Annotated in this window: 14 protein-coding genes, 1 tRNA gene and 1 riboswitch; of the genes, 4 read left to right on the top strand and 11 right to left on the bottom strand. The window is 56.3% G+C overall.

Annotation, left to right across the window (positions count from 1 at the left end; all coding sequences use genetic code 11):
* Positions 1-257: 257 nt before the first annotated feature.
* From BLS30_RS01315 to BLS30_RS01340, 6 genes are all read right to left on the bottom strand, one after another.
* Positions 258-1,895 carry an ABC transporter ATP-binding protein/permease gene (locus BLS30_RS01315; protein WP_090226070.1) on the bottom strand — a complete coding sequence of 546 codons (1,638 nt, stop codon included), beginning with the start codon at positions 1,893-1,895 and terminating at the stop codon, positions 258-260.
* On the bottom strand, positions 1,892-2,674 hold the full coding sequence (gene fhuF, locus BLS30_RS01320) for a siderophore-iron reductase FhuF (RefSeq protein WP_046478119.1): 783 nt from the start codon (positions 2,672-2,674) through the stop codon (positions 1,892-1,894). Before fhuF ends, BLS30_RS01315 begins: the two co-directional genes overlap by 4 nt.
* 62 nt (positions 2,675-2,736) lie before the next feature.
* Positions 2,737-5,067 carry a TonB-dependent siderophore receptor gene (locus BLS30_RS01325; protein ID WP_090226072.1) on the bottom strand — a complete coding sequence of 777 codons (2,331 nt, stop codon included), beginning with the start codon at positions 5,065-5,067 and terminating at the stop codon, positions 2,737-2,739.
* Between the two features lie 111 nt (positions 5,068-5,178).
* A riboswitch (cobalamin riboswitch) is annotated at positions 5,179-5,371 on the bottom strand.
* A 261-nt stretch (positions 5,372-5,632) separates the two neighbouring features.
* Positions 5,633-5,708 (bottom strand) — tRNA-Phe (locus BLS30_RS01330).
* A 202-nt stretch (positions 5,709-5,910) separates the two neighbouring features.
* Positions 5,911-6,126 (bottom strand): DNA gyrase inhibitor YacG, encoded by a 216-nt coding sequence (locus BLS30_RS01335; protein WP_046478069.1) that lies wholly within the window; start codon positions 6,124-6,126, stop codon positions 5,911-5,913.
* Between the two features lie 104 nt (positions 6,127-6,230).
* On the bottom strand, positions 6,231-6,983 hold the full coding sequence (locus BLS30_RS01340) for a Maf-like protein (RefSeq protein WP_090226075.1): 753 nt from the start codon (positions 6,981-6,983) through the stop codon (positions 6,231-6,233).
* A gap of 183 nt (positions 6,984-7,166) precedes the next feature.
* Here BLS30_RS01340 and BLS30_RS01345 point away from each other — a divergent pair, with 183 nt between their 5' ends.
* Positions 7,167-7,865: a Crp/Fnr family transcriptional regulator gene (locus tag BLS30_RS01345; protein ID WP_046478068.1), complete on the top strand. Its 699-nt coding sequence runs from the start codon at positions 7,167-7,169 to the stop codon at positions 7,863-7,865.
* Between the two features lie 102 nt (positions 7,866-7,967).
* A complete protein-coding gene (locus BLS30_RS01350) occupies positions 7,968-9,305 on the top strand; it encodes an adenylate/guanylate cyclase domain-containing protein (protein ID WP_082101086.1) in 1,338 nt (445 codons plus the stop codon).
* On the opposite strand, the gene BLS30_RS01355 is transcribed toward BLS30_RS01350, so the two are convergent.
* The 5 genes from BLS30_RS01355 to murA all read right to left on the bottom strand — a co-directional run bounded on the left by BLS30_RS01355 (position 9,302) and on the right by murA (position 13,584).
* Positions 9,302-9,763 (bottom strand): arsenate-mycothiol transferase ArsC, encoded by a 462-nt coding sequence (locus tag BLS30_RS01355; protein WP_046478067.1) that lies wholly within the window; start codon positions 9,761-9,763, stop codon positions 9,302-9,304. The genes BLS30_RS01350 and BLS30_RS01355 overlap by 4 nt on opposite strands.
* Before the next feature lie 4 nt (positions 9,764-9,767).
* Positions 9,768-10,262 (bottom strand): UPF0262 family protein, encoded by a 495-nt coding sequence (locus tag BLS30_RS01360; protein WP_046478066.1) that lies wholly within the window; start codon positions 10,260-10,262, stop codon positions 9,768-9,770.
* Between the two features lie 12 nt (positions 10,263-10,274).
* Complete coding sequence (hisD, locus tag BLS30_RS01365) at positions 10,275-11,582, bottom strand: histidinol dehydrogenase (protein WP_090226078.1); 1,308 nt, start codon at positions 11,580-11,582, stop codon at positions 10,275-10,277.
* A gap of 46 nt (positions 11,583-11,628) precedes the next feature.
* Entirely contained in the window at positions 11,629-12,093 is a 465-nt protein-coding gene (locus BLS30_RS01370) for a DUF2948 family protein (RefSeq protein WP_046480190.1), read from the bottom strand.
* A 198-nt stretch (positions 12,094-12,291) separates the two neighbouring features.
* Positions 12,292-13,584 (bottom strand): UDP-N-acetylglucosamine 1-carboxyvinyltransferase, encoded by a 1,293-nt coding sequence (murA, locus tag BLS30_RS01375; RefSeq protein WP_090226080.1) that lies wholly within the window; start codon positions 13,582-13,584, stop codon positions 12,292-12,294.
* Between the two features lie 558 nt (positions 13,585-14,142).
* Between murA and BLS30_RS01385 the strand changes: the two genes are divergently transcribed.
* Together BLS30_RS01385 and BLS30_RS01390 are read left to right on the top strand one after the other, a co-directional pair.
* Positions 14,143-14,595 (top strand): TadE/TadG family type IV pilus assembly protein, encoded by a 453-nt coding sequence (locus BLS30_RS01385; protein ID WP_244465046.1) that lies wholly within the window; start codon positions 14,143-14,145, stop codon positions 14,593-14,595.
* Between the two features lie 31 nt (positions 14,596-14,626).
* Complete coding sequence (locus BLS30_RS01390) at positions 14,627-16,276, top strand: TadG family pilus assembly protein (protein WP_170832385.1); 1,650 nt, start codon at positions 14,627-14,629, stop codon at positions 16,274-16,276.
* Positions 16,277-16,313: the final 37 nt, after the last annotated feature.

The raw sequence follows: 16,313 nt of genomic DNA on the forward strand, positions 1-16,313 counted from the left end.
CGGGCAAATTGTTAGTACGCTCTTTATCGATGCGAGCTTTTACATTTTATTAAGCTTAACGGAGACCTCCGTCGTCATATTGGCGGGTTGCCTGTTCGCCGCCGAGCCAAGATGGTGACAGATGGAGCAACAGCGTTTCCGCAGTTCAACCCTAGAGTTCTCCAAGGCAAGACCCGCTTACGCATCCGCATCGCGGCGCATATCCGTCATGGTCTCAGGATGACTGCTTCTCCGAATCTCAATCAGCGGGAATTCTTTTATTCAGCGTGAGACGTTTCGATGATGATCGTATCTGGCAAACGCTCGCGGACAAGGTTGCCTAGTTGACACTGAGCCGTCCATTCAAGGGCAGATGTTGCTTCATCGAGTATGAGTAGATCCGGCTTGTAGAGCAGGGCACGTGCGACGCTCAAGCGTTGGAGTTCGCCGCCGGAAAGCCGCTCCACAATCGTCTTATCGTGCAAGTTATCCACTAGAGCAGCCAACCCAACATCGCGCAGTGCCGCTTGCGCAATGTCGTCGTCAACTTCGTCACGCGTCATCGGGTAAGAGACGGCATCCTTCAATGTTCCGAGAGGCATGTATGCACGCTGTGGAAGGACCAAAGTGCGCTCTAAATTCGAGGCAACGTCTCCGCGTGCATATGGCCAGATCCCTGCAATCCCCTTCACGAGGCTCGTCTTTCCACTGCCGGACGGCCCCGCGATCTTGAATTCTTCTCCCCTTGCCAGATTTAGGCTCTCAAGCTGGCCGAGGGTGTCTCGTTCTGTTGGATCCAGCACACGCAGTTGAGCGATATGCAGACGAGGGACATCCCCCTCGCGATTCTCCGATGGTATGCAAGGCTCTATTTCCTGGGCCGTTCCGAGATCATTTTCTAGTCGGCTCAACCGTTGTGTCACGGCAATCAGCTCGCTCAATTCCTCATAGGCGGTTACGAAAAATGACAGCGCACCGCGAACTTGAGCAAACGCCGAGCCTGCCTGCATGAAGGCTCCGAATTGAATTCCCCCAGAGAAATACAATGGTGCGAGCAACAGGTATGGAATATAAAGAGAGGAATGTTTGTAGGCCTCGGTGAAAAAATTCAGCATCTTCTGGCGCGCCATGAGCGCATACCAATTTTCAGCTAGCATTTTAAATCTGCTATTGAGCTCTCTCCTTTCAGGGGCTCCTCCGTTTAGCAGTGCAATCTCTTCCGCATTATCGCGTACGCGCATCAATCCGAACCGGAAATCCCCTTCTCTTCTATCTTGTTCAAAGTTCAATGGGATCAGTCGTCGACCAATCATATGCGCCAGTAGCGTCCCGGCAGCGGAGTACAAAACCAATATCCAGACGAGAAGTCCCGGGATTACACGTTCTTCACCAAACAATGTGACAGGCACTGACTGTGATATGATCCACAATATGGTGACGAACGACCCAAGAGTGACGGTCGCGCCGACCAGACCGACGCTGATCGAAATCACATGCGATACAAACTTGTAGGTATCCTCTGCGATCCTCTGATCTGGGTTGTCTTCAGATTTTGGTTTCAATCTCGCGCGATAGAAGTTTGCATTCGCCAGCCAGAGATCAAGGAAACGTTGTGTAAGCCAGTCGCGCCAATGAATGGTCAACCATTGCGCAAAATACTTCTGATAAACGGTTGCTGTAATCAGCGCTGCGGCAATCAGAATGTAAACCCAAAACTGCCGAACGAATTCCGTCCAATTTTTGTCCTGTAGAGATTGAAAGAAATCGTTTCGCCAATAGTTCATCGCAACTTGCGCGGCGACAACGCCAAGCTGGCAGGCAATGACCGCTGCTAGCAAGATGAGCGGTACGAGTTTCCACGTTTCCAAAAAATATGAGGAGGCGTATCGCAACCCTGCGCGTGAAACCGATCTCACCCCTTCACGTCCTCCACGTCGGGCACGGAGCTACTTTCAACGCGTTCTTCTTGCTTGGGGCACGCGCAACAGAGCTTTCCGTCTGGAAGCTGAAACCTCAAGCAACATACACGGCGGCGTCTTGCGGGAACCTCGTCAAGCAACACGTATGCGACCGGTTGGAACAGGGGATTTCGCTTGCCGTTCGGAAGATTAGGTAGTTGGAGGAAGTCGCTACACTCGTCTCGGGCCGCTCCCCCGATCTGCACCCGCTCCAAATACGTCAGAAGACCTTCCACGAGAGTTCCGGCGTTGTTCCAAAGGATGCGACGGCTGACGCCGGTCCTCGCATGATAGAGTTTTACAAACGGATAGAGGTGCTTCTCGACAATCGGTAGCAGCCGGTTTCCGGGGCGTGATTGCACCGGCGCGACTTCTCCTTCGGGGATCGCAACGCTGTCGATCTTATGGTCAGGAGTAAAGGCAATCCGGAAATGCTCGAGCTCCAGCGGTGGTGTTTGATCCAGAAGAATGTTGGAGCAGATCAAGGGCGGGAGAGCGGTCGCAAAATACCATTTCGACCAAATCGAAAGAACGGCTGTGCGCGGGGTGTTCCCATACGTTTGGTTGAAACTTTCTACGATCGCATCCAACCAGCAATCGTCCAGCGCGTCCCGTACTGAACGGCTCGCTTGCTCCGAACGCCCGACGACAAGGTGAGGACGTAGGTGTTCCAGATCGCCCACGAAAATGGCGTCCAGAGATTTGCCGAACGTTTCAAGTGAATTCAATACCGTCATTGCCCGCCTCATCCTCACATACGTTCGCAGGGCGAACCTTGGACGCTCGCCCCGCGAAGAAGCTAGAAACGCATCCGAAGTGACGCGTCGACGGTACGGCCAACCCCGTAATAGCAAGAGTAGGTGGAATCGCAGTTTGTGACGTAGCGCTCGTCTGTCAGGTTCTTGGCATTGACAGCGAATTCCCAGTTCTCGAACTCTGGAGAAATCGTTCCGAGATCGTAACGCACCGTAGCGTCATAGAGCGTAAACGCGGGCACATAGAACGTATTGAGAGTATCGCCTGCCGCTTCTCCGAAAAATCGGACACCGCCTCCAATTGTCAGGCCACGGAATGCCCCTTCGAAGAACGTGTACGATCCCCATAGTGACGCCTGATGCGCTGGAACGGAGGTAAAGCTTTTACCGCCTGCCCCTTTTTGGTTTGTCTTTGTGACTTCACTGTCCAGATAGGTGTAGGCGGCAGCAAAATTCCAACCACTCTCAAGGGATGCGCGGACTTCGAGTTCCGCCCCTCGCACCGCGACTTCGCCGGTTTGCGTCGCAAACCCCGGATTCGCAAGGTCCGGCGTTCGTACGTTCTGTTGCGTGATGTCGAACACCGACGCGGTGAAGAGAGCGTTCACACCGGGTGGCATGAATTTGATCCCCACCTCGCTTTGTTCGCCCGTTGTCGGTTCAAACGGATTGCCCCCAGCATCGGACCCCGTGAGGGGAAAGAACGATTCTGAATAGCTGACAAATGGCGCAAACCCGTTCGCAAAGCGGTAGATGGCACCGAGTTGATGCGTAAACGCCTTATCTTCTTTTGGAGTGTGGATCGGGGCCCCGAAGTTGCCTGTTACGGGATCTCTCGCCAGGGTTTCTTGATTGAGCTCAGCCCAGTCATGGCGAATACCTGCGGTGACTGTCAGGCCACCGACGGAAATGGCGTCTTGAAGATACAGGCCCGCTTGCGTGAGATCCTGATAACGCTTCGAGGTAATCGGATTGGATCGCAGAGGCTGACCATAGACCGGATTGTATAGATCAAGCGAATAGAGACTTGCCCGGTTTACGCCTTGCCCCTGATAGTTCGGGATTGCCGCGTAATCGAATCCAACCAGCAATTTGTGGTCCAGTGGACCGGTCGAGAAATTACCATGCAGGCGGCTGTCAACCTGATAGGTATTGATCACGTAATCAGCGTCAAACATCTGCCGACGTGTTGACGTTGGGCCGCTCGGGCTGCCCATTCCCATAACTTCGGACAATGCGATGTCGATGTGCCGGTAGGCTGCATTTTGCTCAAACGACCAAACGTTATCGAAGCGGTGTTTGAACTCGTATCCGATCTTGAAGGATGTCTTGCTGGTGTCGTGATATCCGGGTTCACCGAGGAACAGTTCCCGCGGGATATATTGGCCGTTCGGTCCAGGAAGGATTGTGCCTTCGCGTGGCAGCGCCTGTTGCACCGTCAGACTCGGATCGTGCTGATAGCTTGAAAGCAGCGTGAAGCTCGTGTCCGCGTTCGGCCTAAAGGTAAGCGCCGGAGCGACGTAGAGGCGATCGTTTTCCGTGTAGTCGACCTCACCATCGGCCAGCCTTCCGAGAGCGGTCATACGATAGGTGAGCACACGGCCGTTTCCGATCGGACCACCGAAGTCGACCCCGGTTTGAAACTTGCTGTGAGTCCCAGCCTGTAGGACGACCTCCGTGAAAGCCTCATCGGTTGGCCGCTTGCTCGTCAGGTCCAGCAAGCCTCCGGGGCTCCCCTGTCCGTAGAGCATCGACGCGGGTCCTTTAAGGAGGTTCACGCGTTCCAAACCATAAGGTTCAATAGCCCAATTGCTATCATGCTGCTTCAGGCCATCGAGGTATTGGTAGACGAGGAAACCCCGGACGAGAGCTTGTTCTCGGGTAAGAAAATTTCCCGAGAAATAATAGCTATTCACACCGGACGTGTATTGCAGTGCCTCTAACACGCTCTGTGCGTTGCGTTCTTCAATCTCCGCTTTACTCACCGTTGAAATGGAGCGCGGCGTGTCGAGAACCGATCCTGGCGTCTTTGTTCCGACACCGCTCATCGTCGCGACGAATCCCGAGGTCCCTGGGTCGTTGCGATTTTGCGGAGGTGCAGTGTTTGAGAGACCAGAATCGTTGATCTGGTCAAAGCTTTGCGTGGGAGCTGCTGTGCTCGCGGAACTCGTCGCATTGACCGATGGAGAGGGCTGCTGAGTTTGGCTGGCAGGCGCAATAACCGTTACAGGAGGTAGCGTGGCCGACTGTGAAACCGCCTCTTGGGCGGAGGCAGTATTGTGGCTGGCGATGAGAGAAATGAAGGTGACGGTGAGCGGCGTTATCCAGCCGCAATTATCCGCTCGCTTGAGGAGCGATACTGATCCCGGAAACATTGATACCTGCGTGCATTCGTAGGTGGCACGTCAGCGCGAATTAGACCGCACACTTCCGGCTATGCCGAAAAAATGTGCCACCCTTGGAACACCCCGCCCAATGAGCTTCGCGCGTGACCACGACTGACGGCAGGTCTCCTGGCTCGCGGACTTACGCTCCATCGCCTTCCCAGGAGAAATCCCAGTGGCATTTGATGGAAAGCTAACCGCTCACAGTTGCGGGGGCAGCTCCGGCTTTGGGGTATCTCTCCCGTCCGGATTCCCATTTCATTCCTTTGAGGAAACCGTCGAGCGTTAACAGAAATTAAATATAGAGTTTAAGCAAGCGTTGGGACGAACTCGGAACAACGGATGGTAGACGCATGTGCCTCTTGGGCCACACGTAAGGCACAGGGCGTAATCGCCCCACCTCGGCGGTAATGACATCTACTCGGAAAGAGAGTGTTGGATTGATGCTGCCCCTCGGACGCTACCTCGACCGGCTCCGTCGTCCACCGGATTAACGCGGGAACACCCGCCCCGCCATGCACCAAGACAATTGGGGGGAATCATTACATGTTTGGGATGGTGCCCAGGGCCGGAATCGAACCAGCGACACCGTGATTTTCAGTCACGTGCTCTACCAACTGAGCTACCTGGGCTTTCAAGAGGATAGCGCGCTCTTGATGGCCGTTTGCGGCCAGTGCGCCGTCTTGACGAGACACGTGTATTCGTTCCGCGCGAATGGAGTCAAGTGCGAAACCTATGTGACACCCACCAAAGCCCATTTTACGGACATTGTCGGCCCTGGCTGCGGCAGAAAGCCCTTCGATTTCCACACCGCATGCAAAGAGCCGCCAGGTTTCACTCGGCGTTTTCGTCGCGCGGCAGGGGGGCCGGTGGGACCTTGTCGCCGTCCTCGTCGGCATCGGCATCCCCACCAGGAATCGCATACCTGCCTGACATCCAACGCGCCAGATCAATATCGGCGCAACGACGCGAACAAAACGGACGCCAGCGCTCTTCCGTGGCAGAGCCACAAATTGGGCATTTGCGCTGACCTTTGACGCGGCTCGACATTACTTTCCTTCGGTTCTGATCAGGGTGGTTCGAGTTTTACAGGTCACACGTGCTTTTTACATACCTGCGCGCGGCCCTGTCACGGGTCATGTCCACGCGCGGGGTTACATCTCATCGCGACCTTCGGCGGCTTTCAACCATGCATAATGAATCGGAAAGCCCTCACTGGTCAGCATGCCCACAATCTCTGTCAGCGGGAGCCCGACTACGTTGGTGTAGGAGCCGATGATTTTTTGCACGAATGAGCCAGCGAGCCCCTGAATGGCGTAGCCACCGGCCTTGCCGCGCCATTCACGAGAGGCGATGTAAGCCTCGATCTCCGCCCGCGAGATGTGTTTGAAGCGCACCCGCGTATCGACAATCTTTGTGCGTACGCGATCGTCTGGCGTCAACAGGCAGACGCCCGTCAAAACGCGATGTGTGCGGCCGGAGAGTAGCTGCAGGGACGCTACAGCCTCTTCCATAAATTGTGGCTTCATCAGGATGCGGCGTCCGACGGCAACGACCGTGTCGGCGGCAAGGATGTAAGCATCGGCGATGTCGGTATCGTTGGCGATCTGATCGCGAGCTGTTTCCGCCTTGTGGCGTGCCAGGCGCAACACCAAGCCGCGCGGCATCTCACCTTTTTTCGGGGTTTCATCGATCGACGCGGGGCGTAATGCGTCGGGCGTTATCCCAACTTGTGCGAGCAACGTCATGCGCCGTGGGCTGCCACTCGCCAAAACAAGCTTAGGCCGGCCGGCATCGAGCTTGGAAGCTGCGTTCGCGCGCGCCAACTCTCGGCGGAGCGTATCGCGCCGAGGCCCGTCGGTACGGCTGATGGCTGTGAACAGGGACGTCTTAATAGATGACGACATGATCTGATATTCCCGATGAGTTCGTGCACAGCCCCTAAATGCCCGCTTTGAGCATCCACTATGGCGGGCGGAGAATGCAAAGCGGTTTACCGAAAAGCAAGTGGCATACAAATTCGTTGCCATCCGGGCTTCAGGACCAGATAAAATCAGTTCACATAAAGATCGAGCCTCCAAGGAGGAGCCATGGGCGCAAAAGGAAGCTTAACCGAGCTAATCTCCGGCACCTATCTGTTCGAGGACCTCGGCGAGGCGGCGTTAGAGGCTATCGCTCAGGAAATGCGCCCTGTGTCATTCGATTCGGGACAGCTGATCTTCACGCGTGGTGATGAAGGGCGCGATGCTTACCTCGTTTCGGAAGGACGCGTGCGGTTGTCCGTGCTCACCGCCGAGGGGCGCGAACTTTCCTTCGCGCATGCCGAGCGCGGCGCTATTTTCGGCGAAATTGCTATGGTCGACGAAGGACCCCGATCTGCTGATGCTACCGCAGCCACAAAGGTCTCTGCGTACTCTCTGTCTCGCAGCGCGTTCCTGCGCGTTATCGAGAAGGAAGCCGCCGTAGGCGATGCCATGATGCGCTTCCTGTGCCGGCGGATTCGCGAGGCGGATCAGCAGTTGGAAGCCATTGCATTGTGTCCGATCGAGATGCGGCTGGCTCGTTTCTTCCTCGCCGCCGTCAACGCCAAGGAGGCTGACGCACTGGACAGCGACGTCGAAGTTGCATTTACGATGTCACAAAGCGAGTTGGCGTTGCTCATCGGCGCCAGCAGACCGAAGGTCAACACGGCTTTGTCCCTGCTTGAAGCCAGCGGTGCCATCAAGCGGGGCAAGAATTCGATCTTCTGTAACGTCGATGAACTAGAGAACATCGCCGGCTTGGGCTAGGAAGCTTGCGGACGCGATCGGGCAGCGTGTCGAAGGCGCATCGGCAGGAGGTGCGGCAGAACCGCCCGAGCACGACCTTGCTTTTTGCAGGCTGGGCGCACGATGGACCGGTTGAGCAATTTTCTGAAATGGGCTGGCGCCGCTCTTCGCAAAGGGTTCGGCGCAAAACGACTGGCCCGGCTCCGAAGTTCGGTGCGTTGGATCGTCGAGGCCGGGACGCAGGGCTATCCGCCCGATACTAAGCGCCGCCTCGTCGTTATGAACCTCATCGCCTACCTGATCGCGTTCTCGACGGCCGGATATGCGATCCAACACAGTTTTCTTGATTTTGAAAAATATGGGCCGGTCATTGGGCTGAACTTGGCGCTGTTGCTGACTGCTTGCCTTGTTCCATTTTCTCACCGTCTCAACGAACTTGCCGGGGCCTTCCTCATTATCGGCTCCGAGTATGTGGCCTTGTTGGCGTTCACTGCCTACCTTGGACATACATCAGGCCTGCATCTTCAATATTTCATTGCGGCGGCGGCGACGTTCGTCGTGTTCGGTGTCAAACGTTGGCGCCTCATCTTGCCGCTAGTCATCATTGCGGTCGCCCTGCACCTTTACGCATGGTTCAATTTTCCGCGCGAAGCCGCGCTGATTGATGCACCGTCTGACATTCTGGACGGTATCTACATTCAGGCCGCCGTTACAACGGGTGCTCTTATTGCGGCCGCCATCTACTATGCCTTCAGCTTGGCTGAAGCTGCCAAGGCTGAAACGGACGTTCTTTTACGGAATATCCTGCCTGATGATGTTGTCGAGCGTCTCAAGGCCAATCCGGGCACGGCTATTGCCGACAGCATTCCGGAGGCCTCCATCCTCTTCACCGACATTTCCGGCTTCGTCGCATTATCCCGTGAGCTCGGTGCTTCGCAGATCGTCTCTCTTCTCAATCGGATTGTCTCTGAATTCGATGCGCTTGCCGAAAAGCATGGCGTCGAAAAAATTAAAACGATCGGCGACGCTTACATGGTGGCGGCGGGTGTTCCGACGCCGGTCAGTGATCACTCCCAGCGGCTCGCTCGTATGGGGTTTGATATGCTGGATGTGGTCGCGCGTGTCCGAGCGGAAACCGGCTACGATCTCCAGATGCGAGTTGGTCTCGCCTCGGGGCCGGTCACAGCAGGCGTGATCGGTACCAAGAAGTTCTCATACGACATCTGGGGAGATGCGGTGAACCTCGCCGCGCGGCTTGAGAACAAAAGCCGGCCCGGAAGAATACTGATCTGCCCCACATGTCGAACGCGTCTCGAAGACGAATTCCATTTCGAAAGCCACGGTGAAATTGAGATCAAGGGCGTGGGCTTGCAAGAAACTTGGTTTCTAGTTCCCGACATGCGGAAGCGTGCAATGGAAGAGGAACCGAGAGAGACGTCAACGATCAGGGCGAAAGCTTAGACTGAAGGCAAAGTGCTTAAAGGAAAGCGCTGCTTGATGCGACGGAACAGCTGATCTCTCACCAGTCGGTAAGCCTCAAGTGTCTTTTCATGGTCGTGTGAATCGGCTGAAGCCGTTGCATCAAAGGTCGGCCAGTATTCGACATCCACGGCCATGGTGCGTGTCAATTCGAGGGCTTGGTGGTGGGCCTCCGGCGACAACGAAATAATCAAATCGAAGGATGCGTCTTCCAGGTCCGCAATGGCGCGGGGTTTGTGCTTGGTTATATCGATACCGATCTCTTGCATGACCTCGGCGGCGAATTTATCCGGCGGGCCCGCACGCACGCCCGCGGACGAAATCCGCAGACGATTGCCGGCGAGATGCTCAAGGATGCCTGCGGCTATGGGAGATCTGATAACATTGAGGCTGCACGCGAACAAAACCGATCCGGGCAGCTCGGCGACCGGTTCCGGCACACTCTCAGCCCTTCCAATGGAGCGCACAAATTAGCGTAAACAGGCGGCGTGCGGTGTCAAAGTCTACCTTGACCTTTCCTTCAAGGCGCTCCGCAAGAACGCGGCTGCCCTCATCATGCAGATTGCGGCGGCTCTGGTCGATGGCCTGAATGCGTGAAGGGGGCGCGTTGCGGATCGCTGCGTAGTAGCTATCGCACACAAGGAAGTAGTCCTTGATGATGCGCTTGAACGGCGTGAGAGAGAGGACGTGCACCACCAGATTGTGCTCCGCCTCGTTGCCAATGTTGAAATTCAGACGGTCATCAATGATCGACAGGTGCAGTCTGTAGGGACCGTTATCCACTTCAACCGGCTTGAATTCATTGCATTCAAGAATGTCAAAGATGGCCACTTCGCGCTCATGATCGACATTTGAATTGTTCCGCGCGATCGATTTTTCATCGAGCGTGATCTCGTAGAGACGCGAGGTCGAATGCGGCGAAGGGAGAAATTCAGACATGTGCCAACCCCGTCAACGCGAGCCTCCCAATCTCAATTCCACGGACCGTCTGTGGCCTTCGAGACCTTCGGAACGCGCAAGCGTCATTGCTGTTGGCCCCAGCTCTTCCAACGCTGCTGCATCGAGCTTCAGGATCGAGGTACGTTTCATGAAATCAAAGACACCCAGTCCTGAAGAAAAGCGCGCGCTGCGGGCCGTCGGTAGAACGTGATTGGAGCCCGCAACATAGTCTCCGATCACCTCGGGCGTGTGCGCACCAATGAATATCGCGCCTGCGTTGTTGATCCGGTCCGCCAGTTCGTCGGCATTGGCCGTGGCGATTTCAAGATGTTCTGCCGCGATCCGATCAGCCAACGCGGGGGCCTGGTCCAGCGATCGCAACACAATGATAGCGCCGAACACGTTCCAGCTCTCACCGGCAATATTGCCACGCGGCAGAGTTGCGAGCTGCTGGGCAACTGCGGCTTCCACCTTGTCAGCAAAAGCCGCGTCATCTGTCATCAATATGGACTGAGCGGCCGTATCGTGTTCGGCTTGAGCGAGCAAGTCAGCCGCGATCCACTCCGGATCGTTGTTCGCATCGGCAATGACGAGCACCTCGGAAGGGCCCGCGATAGAGTCTATTCCGACGACGCCAAACACCTGGCGCTTGGCCGCCGCAACATAAGCATTGCCTGGCCCGACGATTTTGACCACGGGTGCGATGGTCTTGGTTCCGTAGGCTAACGCGGCGACAGCCTGTGCTCCACCGACACGGTAGATTTCCGACACGCCTGCCATCCTCGCTGCCGCGAGCACAAGCGGATTAATTGCTCCGCGTGGCGCGGGCACCACCATCACAATACGTTTAACGCCGGCGACCTTGGCCGGAACTGCACTCATCAGCACCGAACTTGGATAGGAGGCAAGCCCGCCGGGAACGTAGAGCCCTACGGAATCAACTGCAGTCCACCGGTCACCCAGGATGACTCCCGCTGCATCCTTATATGTCCGGCTTTCGGGGAGTTGCCGACGATGATGCGCTTCAATCCGGTCATGCGCGATGCGTAATGCCTCGAGCGCATCTGGCGTCTGCGTTTCCACTGTCTCGACCGCTTGGTCGACCTCGGCTGACGTGATCTCCAGCCCGGTAGCGGTTAGGTCGATCTCATCGAAGCGGCGCGAGTAGTCGACGAGGGCAACATCGCCCTCCACACGCACCCGGTCGATGATATCGCGAACCACGGCATCGACGTCAGCGGAGACCTCGCGCTTTTCAGCCAACATTGAGTCGAACGCGGAAGAGAATTCCGGGTCAACATCGTTCAGTCGTTTTGCCATCTGTATTATTCTTTTTTCTGGGGGCTCGGGCTTACGTCATATGGGTTCATCGCGTCGAACTGTCGACGCCGCCTGGATGCCTCGGTTTTTTATCTGTTTCCCAGGCCGCTCCGAGATCACGCAATTCCGCCTCGATGCACTCGACACTTAACTCGATCGCCTTGTCGCCGGAAAAATGCAGCGTGATCGTGCCGGAAGGAGCCTCACCTTCATCAAACGTTATGGCGAGCAATGACAGGACATCGTCCTTGCTTGCGCGGTCGATGTTGAGGCTACGAACGCCGGAGACACGCTGCAGACGTAGACCGGTACGGCAACGCTTATAGGTTCGAAGCAGTTTTCGCGGTTGGTTCGCAGGCTCCGACCAGTCAAAGCGGTTGAGCAATAACAAAAAGCGCTGCTGCGACGCTTCGTAGACGATGTCTCCAACGCGAACGACGGCATCTTGAAGATGAGCCGACAGGATACTCAAGTCCTCATCATCGAGCGCAATCAGTTTTAGGTCTGCCATTTTTGACGGTCTACCCAGCATAAGAGGCGGCAACGGCATAACTCCGGCCTATCGCGAGTGATAGCGAGCAGTCGAGCGAAGTGCAACAAAACGCCCCAGCTCTTATCAAAGAGTTCGCGCCCGGCGGGTGCGTTTTCGACACCACGGGTTAACGACATGAGCTCCAAGCTGCTGGTGCGAGCGCACCTTAAAGGGTACTCAGCCGGCGGAAACCCGTTCGATATTGGCGCCGCAGCGCGACAGCTTTTCTTCCAGACGTTCGAAACCGCGATCCAAATGGTAGACGCGGTTTATAACGGTTTCGCCTTCGGCCATTAGGCCTGCGATCACCAGTGACACTGAGGCCCTAAGGTCGGTCGCCATCACGGGCGCGCCTCTCAATCCAGATACCCCAACCACAGTTGCGGTATCGCCATGCAGGCGGATATCAGCGCCGAGGCGGGCTAACTCTTGAACGTGCATGAAGCGATTCTCAAAGATCGTTTCCCGTATAACGCTGGTGCCATTGGCGCGCGTCATCAAGGCCATCATTTGCGCTTGAAGATCTGTCGGAAAGCCCGGGAACGGCTGCGTTTCAACCGTCACCGGTTCTATTCCACCGCCGTTGCGCGTCACACGCACGCCTTCGTTCGTGTCCGTGACATGGGTCCCAGTTTTCTGGAGAATGTCGAATGCCGCACTGAGATCGCTCCGCCTCGCGCCATTCAACAGAACATCGCCTCCGCAAGCCGCGACGGCCAGCGCAAATGTGCCAGTCTCGATGCGGTCGGGTAGAACAGTGTGTACGGCACCTTCCAGACTGTCGCGCCCTTGGATGCGCAATGTCGATGAGCCGATGCCCTCGATCTTGACACCCATTTTCGTCAGACACTCGGCAACATCGCCAACCTCAGGCTCGCGGGCGGCATTCTCAATCAGCGTCTCACCCTTTGCGAGGGCGGCAGCCAGCAGGACGTTGTGTGTCGCTCCGACAGAGACCTTAGAAAAGGTAACGCGGTTACCGACCAAACCCTTCGGCGCTTTAGCAATTACGTAGCCGCCGTCGATGTCGATGTCCGCGCCCAGCGCCTTGAGGCCTTCCAAGTGCAAATCGACGGGTCTCGTGCCTATTGCGCAGCCGCCAGGCAAAGAGACGTGGGCCACGCCCATGCGCGCGATCAGAGGCCCCAGAACCCAAAAACTGGCCCGCATACGGCTGACCATTTCGTAGGGCGCCGTCGTATCGACAATATCGCGTGCGGTCAGGTGAAACGTTTCGCCCAAATGCATAGCCGGGCCGGCACGTTTTCCATCAACCGCCAAATCAACACCGTGATTGCGCAGAATACGGGCAAGAAGATTGACGTCCGCGAGATTGGGTACGTTCTTCAGTGTCAAGCGGTCCGCCGTCAGGAGACTCGCAATCATCAGCGGCAGAGCCGCGTTCTTGGCGCCGGAAATCGGAATCTCGCCGTTCAGCGAGTTGCCACCTTCGATCTTAATACGATCCATCTGCCTGCCCTGTCGTGGAGTCCTATCGCGTGTTGCACGCAATAATGGTGGAGCGTGCCGTAGAGACCCGCATTGACTTCGCGGAATAGTGGTAATGGCGTTGCTGTTTGCCGGGCCCCTGTTCCCGGCGCAAAGCGAATAGTCTCAATAATCGTTAAAAGTACGGCGCGGCAAGTGGGAAGCCATCTCGCGCCGGCAGATCCTCAGCTTTCTTCCCGACGAGCCTCGGGCGTGTCCAAAGAGGGATCAACCGCCTTTGCACCCGCGCCTTTTCTAGCCCGGGCCAGCTCTTTGCGCTTTCGCAGGTTGTCGCGAAGCTGGGCTTCCAGACGTTGATTGCGCCCGTCTTTGCGACTAGCCCGATTTGTCTCATCTCCTGCCATGTCGTGCCTCGCCCCATTGTGCTCCACTCAGTGATATGCACCTGGTATGCCACCATTAAAGCCAGAGTATATCGCCAAGATTGCATCCCTACGGTTGCATTTTATTTAGAAGTTTGTGCAACACTGAGCATTAATAGATTTTGTTAGGGGACCGCTTGGTCCAGCGTGGTTCAACTTGTTCGCAAAAATTGTATCCGAGGCAACCCGAAGTTTCACATCACTGACGCGCAACAACAGCGGTGCCAGTGCCATCGAGTTTGCTCTTGTTGCCCCAGTTTTGATTGTTCTGGCCATGGGCATACTTGTCTACGGACTCTATTTTGGAACGGCACACTCAGTTCAACAACTTGCCGCTGATGCTGCACGGGCTTCTGTCGCCGGCTTGAGCGACACGGAACGCGCGTCGATCGCCCAAACGCATATCACGACCAACGCTACCAGCTATCCTCTGATTTCTCCCGATAAGGTCACTGTCGAGGCCGGGCCACTGGAGGCGGATGCAGATCAGTTCGAGGTCACGGTTGAGTACGACGCTTCGGAGCTTCCGATTTTTGGCCTAGACCGTCTCGTGCCTGTCCCATCTCCGACAATCCGTCGAACTTCCACCATTCGACGCGGGGGGTATTGAGTTGCGTCATTGTGGTCAGAGACTCCTCGGCGTGCTGAAGAACGTGAAGGAGCAGGAGAGTGGTTCTGTTGCAATCCTCAGCGCTGTCTTCCTGATTGTATTCTTGTGGTGTGCCGCTCTCGCTGTGGATTTCGGCTCTCTCTATTTCGAACGTCGTACGGCTCAAGGTGCTGTGGATCTTGCTGCTATTGCTGCAGCACAGAACATTGCCTCGGCAGACGCTGCCGCAACAGCTACGATTGAAGCGAACAACATCAGGAACGTACAGCGCCTGGTCGTGACGCCGGGACATTACAGTGCCGATCCTTCAAAGGCCCCCGATGAGCGGTTTGTTGCAGATGTGGAGCCTTTCAACGCCGTACGTGTACAGCTCACGCAGAACGCACCACTTTATTTGGCCGGTGCTCTAACGGGGCAACGGAACATGACGATCGAGACGCAGGCCATCGCGGTTACGACCGCGCAGGCTGCCTTTTCCATCGGTTCCCGTCTGTTACGGCTCGAGGGTGGGCTGCTGAATGCCCTATTGGAGGGCCTACTCGGCGGGAGCGTGAACCTGTCCGTCATGGACTATGAGCAACTGGTGGACGCCAACGTAAAGCTGTTCCAGTTCATGAATGCTCTGTCCACAGAGCTCGATGTCGATGGCGCCTCATATAACGATGTGCTCGCTATGGACGCCAGCGTTGGCGCTGTGCTTGAAGCCCTAACCAACGTAAGTGCCGATTCCGGACAAGGTGCGGCCGCGCATGTTCTTAGTTCCATCGGTGCCACGACTCACGCCGCGGACGCGATGGTTTCCCTCGGTGCGTTGGTTGATCTCGGCCCTTATGGCAACCTGAGTACGGGCTCATCGGCACCAGGCTTTGACCCTTCGATTAACGTCATGCAAATGGTGACGACGGCCGCTTCTCTCGCAAATGGCTCCAATCAGGTTTCCCTCAATCTCGGCGCCACAATTCCTGGGCTAACGAACGTTCAGGTCAACGTCGCGATCGGGGAACCTCAGCAGGACTCGCCCTGGCTCTCCGTGGGTGAGCGCGACGTAATTGTCCGCACAGCTCAAACTCGTATCAGACTGCTTGCAACGGTTGGCGCTGAGGGTCTCGTTTCGGTGCGCGTGCCACTTTATGCTGAGGTCGCGTATGCTGAAGGAAGACTAGACAATATCGTGTGCGGGAACGACGTTGCTCGCGACGCGCGCGTAGACATTGCCGCCCTGCCCGGGGTTGCCGAACTCTGGCTTGGCGAGGTTGACGTCAACAATCTGGACAATTTCAGCAGAACTCTGCCCGTCGAGAACGCAAACCTCGTACAAACACCCCTCGCCAAGGTCTCGGGCAAGGCGCACGCTGCGATCACCAACACGTCAGAGACGGTCTTGAGTTTTAACTGGGCTGAGATTGAGGCTCAGGAAACCAAGTCCACGTCCACGAGAGAACCGACGACCACGCTTTTAAACTCGTTACTCCGCGATCTGGATCTAAGGGTCGAAGTTCTCGGCCTTGGAATAGGCTTGCCGGGTAATTTGGGGACCGTTGTCGCGAACCTTCTATCTGCCGCAACGCCCGCTCTCGACAGACTGCTCAGCGGCGTTCTCGACGCTCTCGGTATTTCGCTGGGTGAGGCAGACATCACAGTGCATGGCGTACGCTGTGATGGCGCGGCGCTCGTAGGCTGATGCACCACGTTCTGGAAACGCGTGTGAGCCCTCGCAG

Source organism: Filomicrobium insigne, from assembly GCF_900104305.1.
Taxonomy (GTDB): Bacteria; Pseudomonadota; Alphaproteobacteria; order Rhizobiales; family Hyphomicrobiaceae; genus Filomicrobium; species Filomicrobium insigne.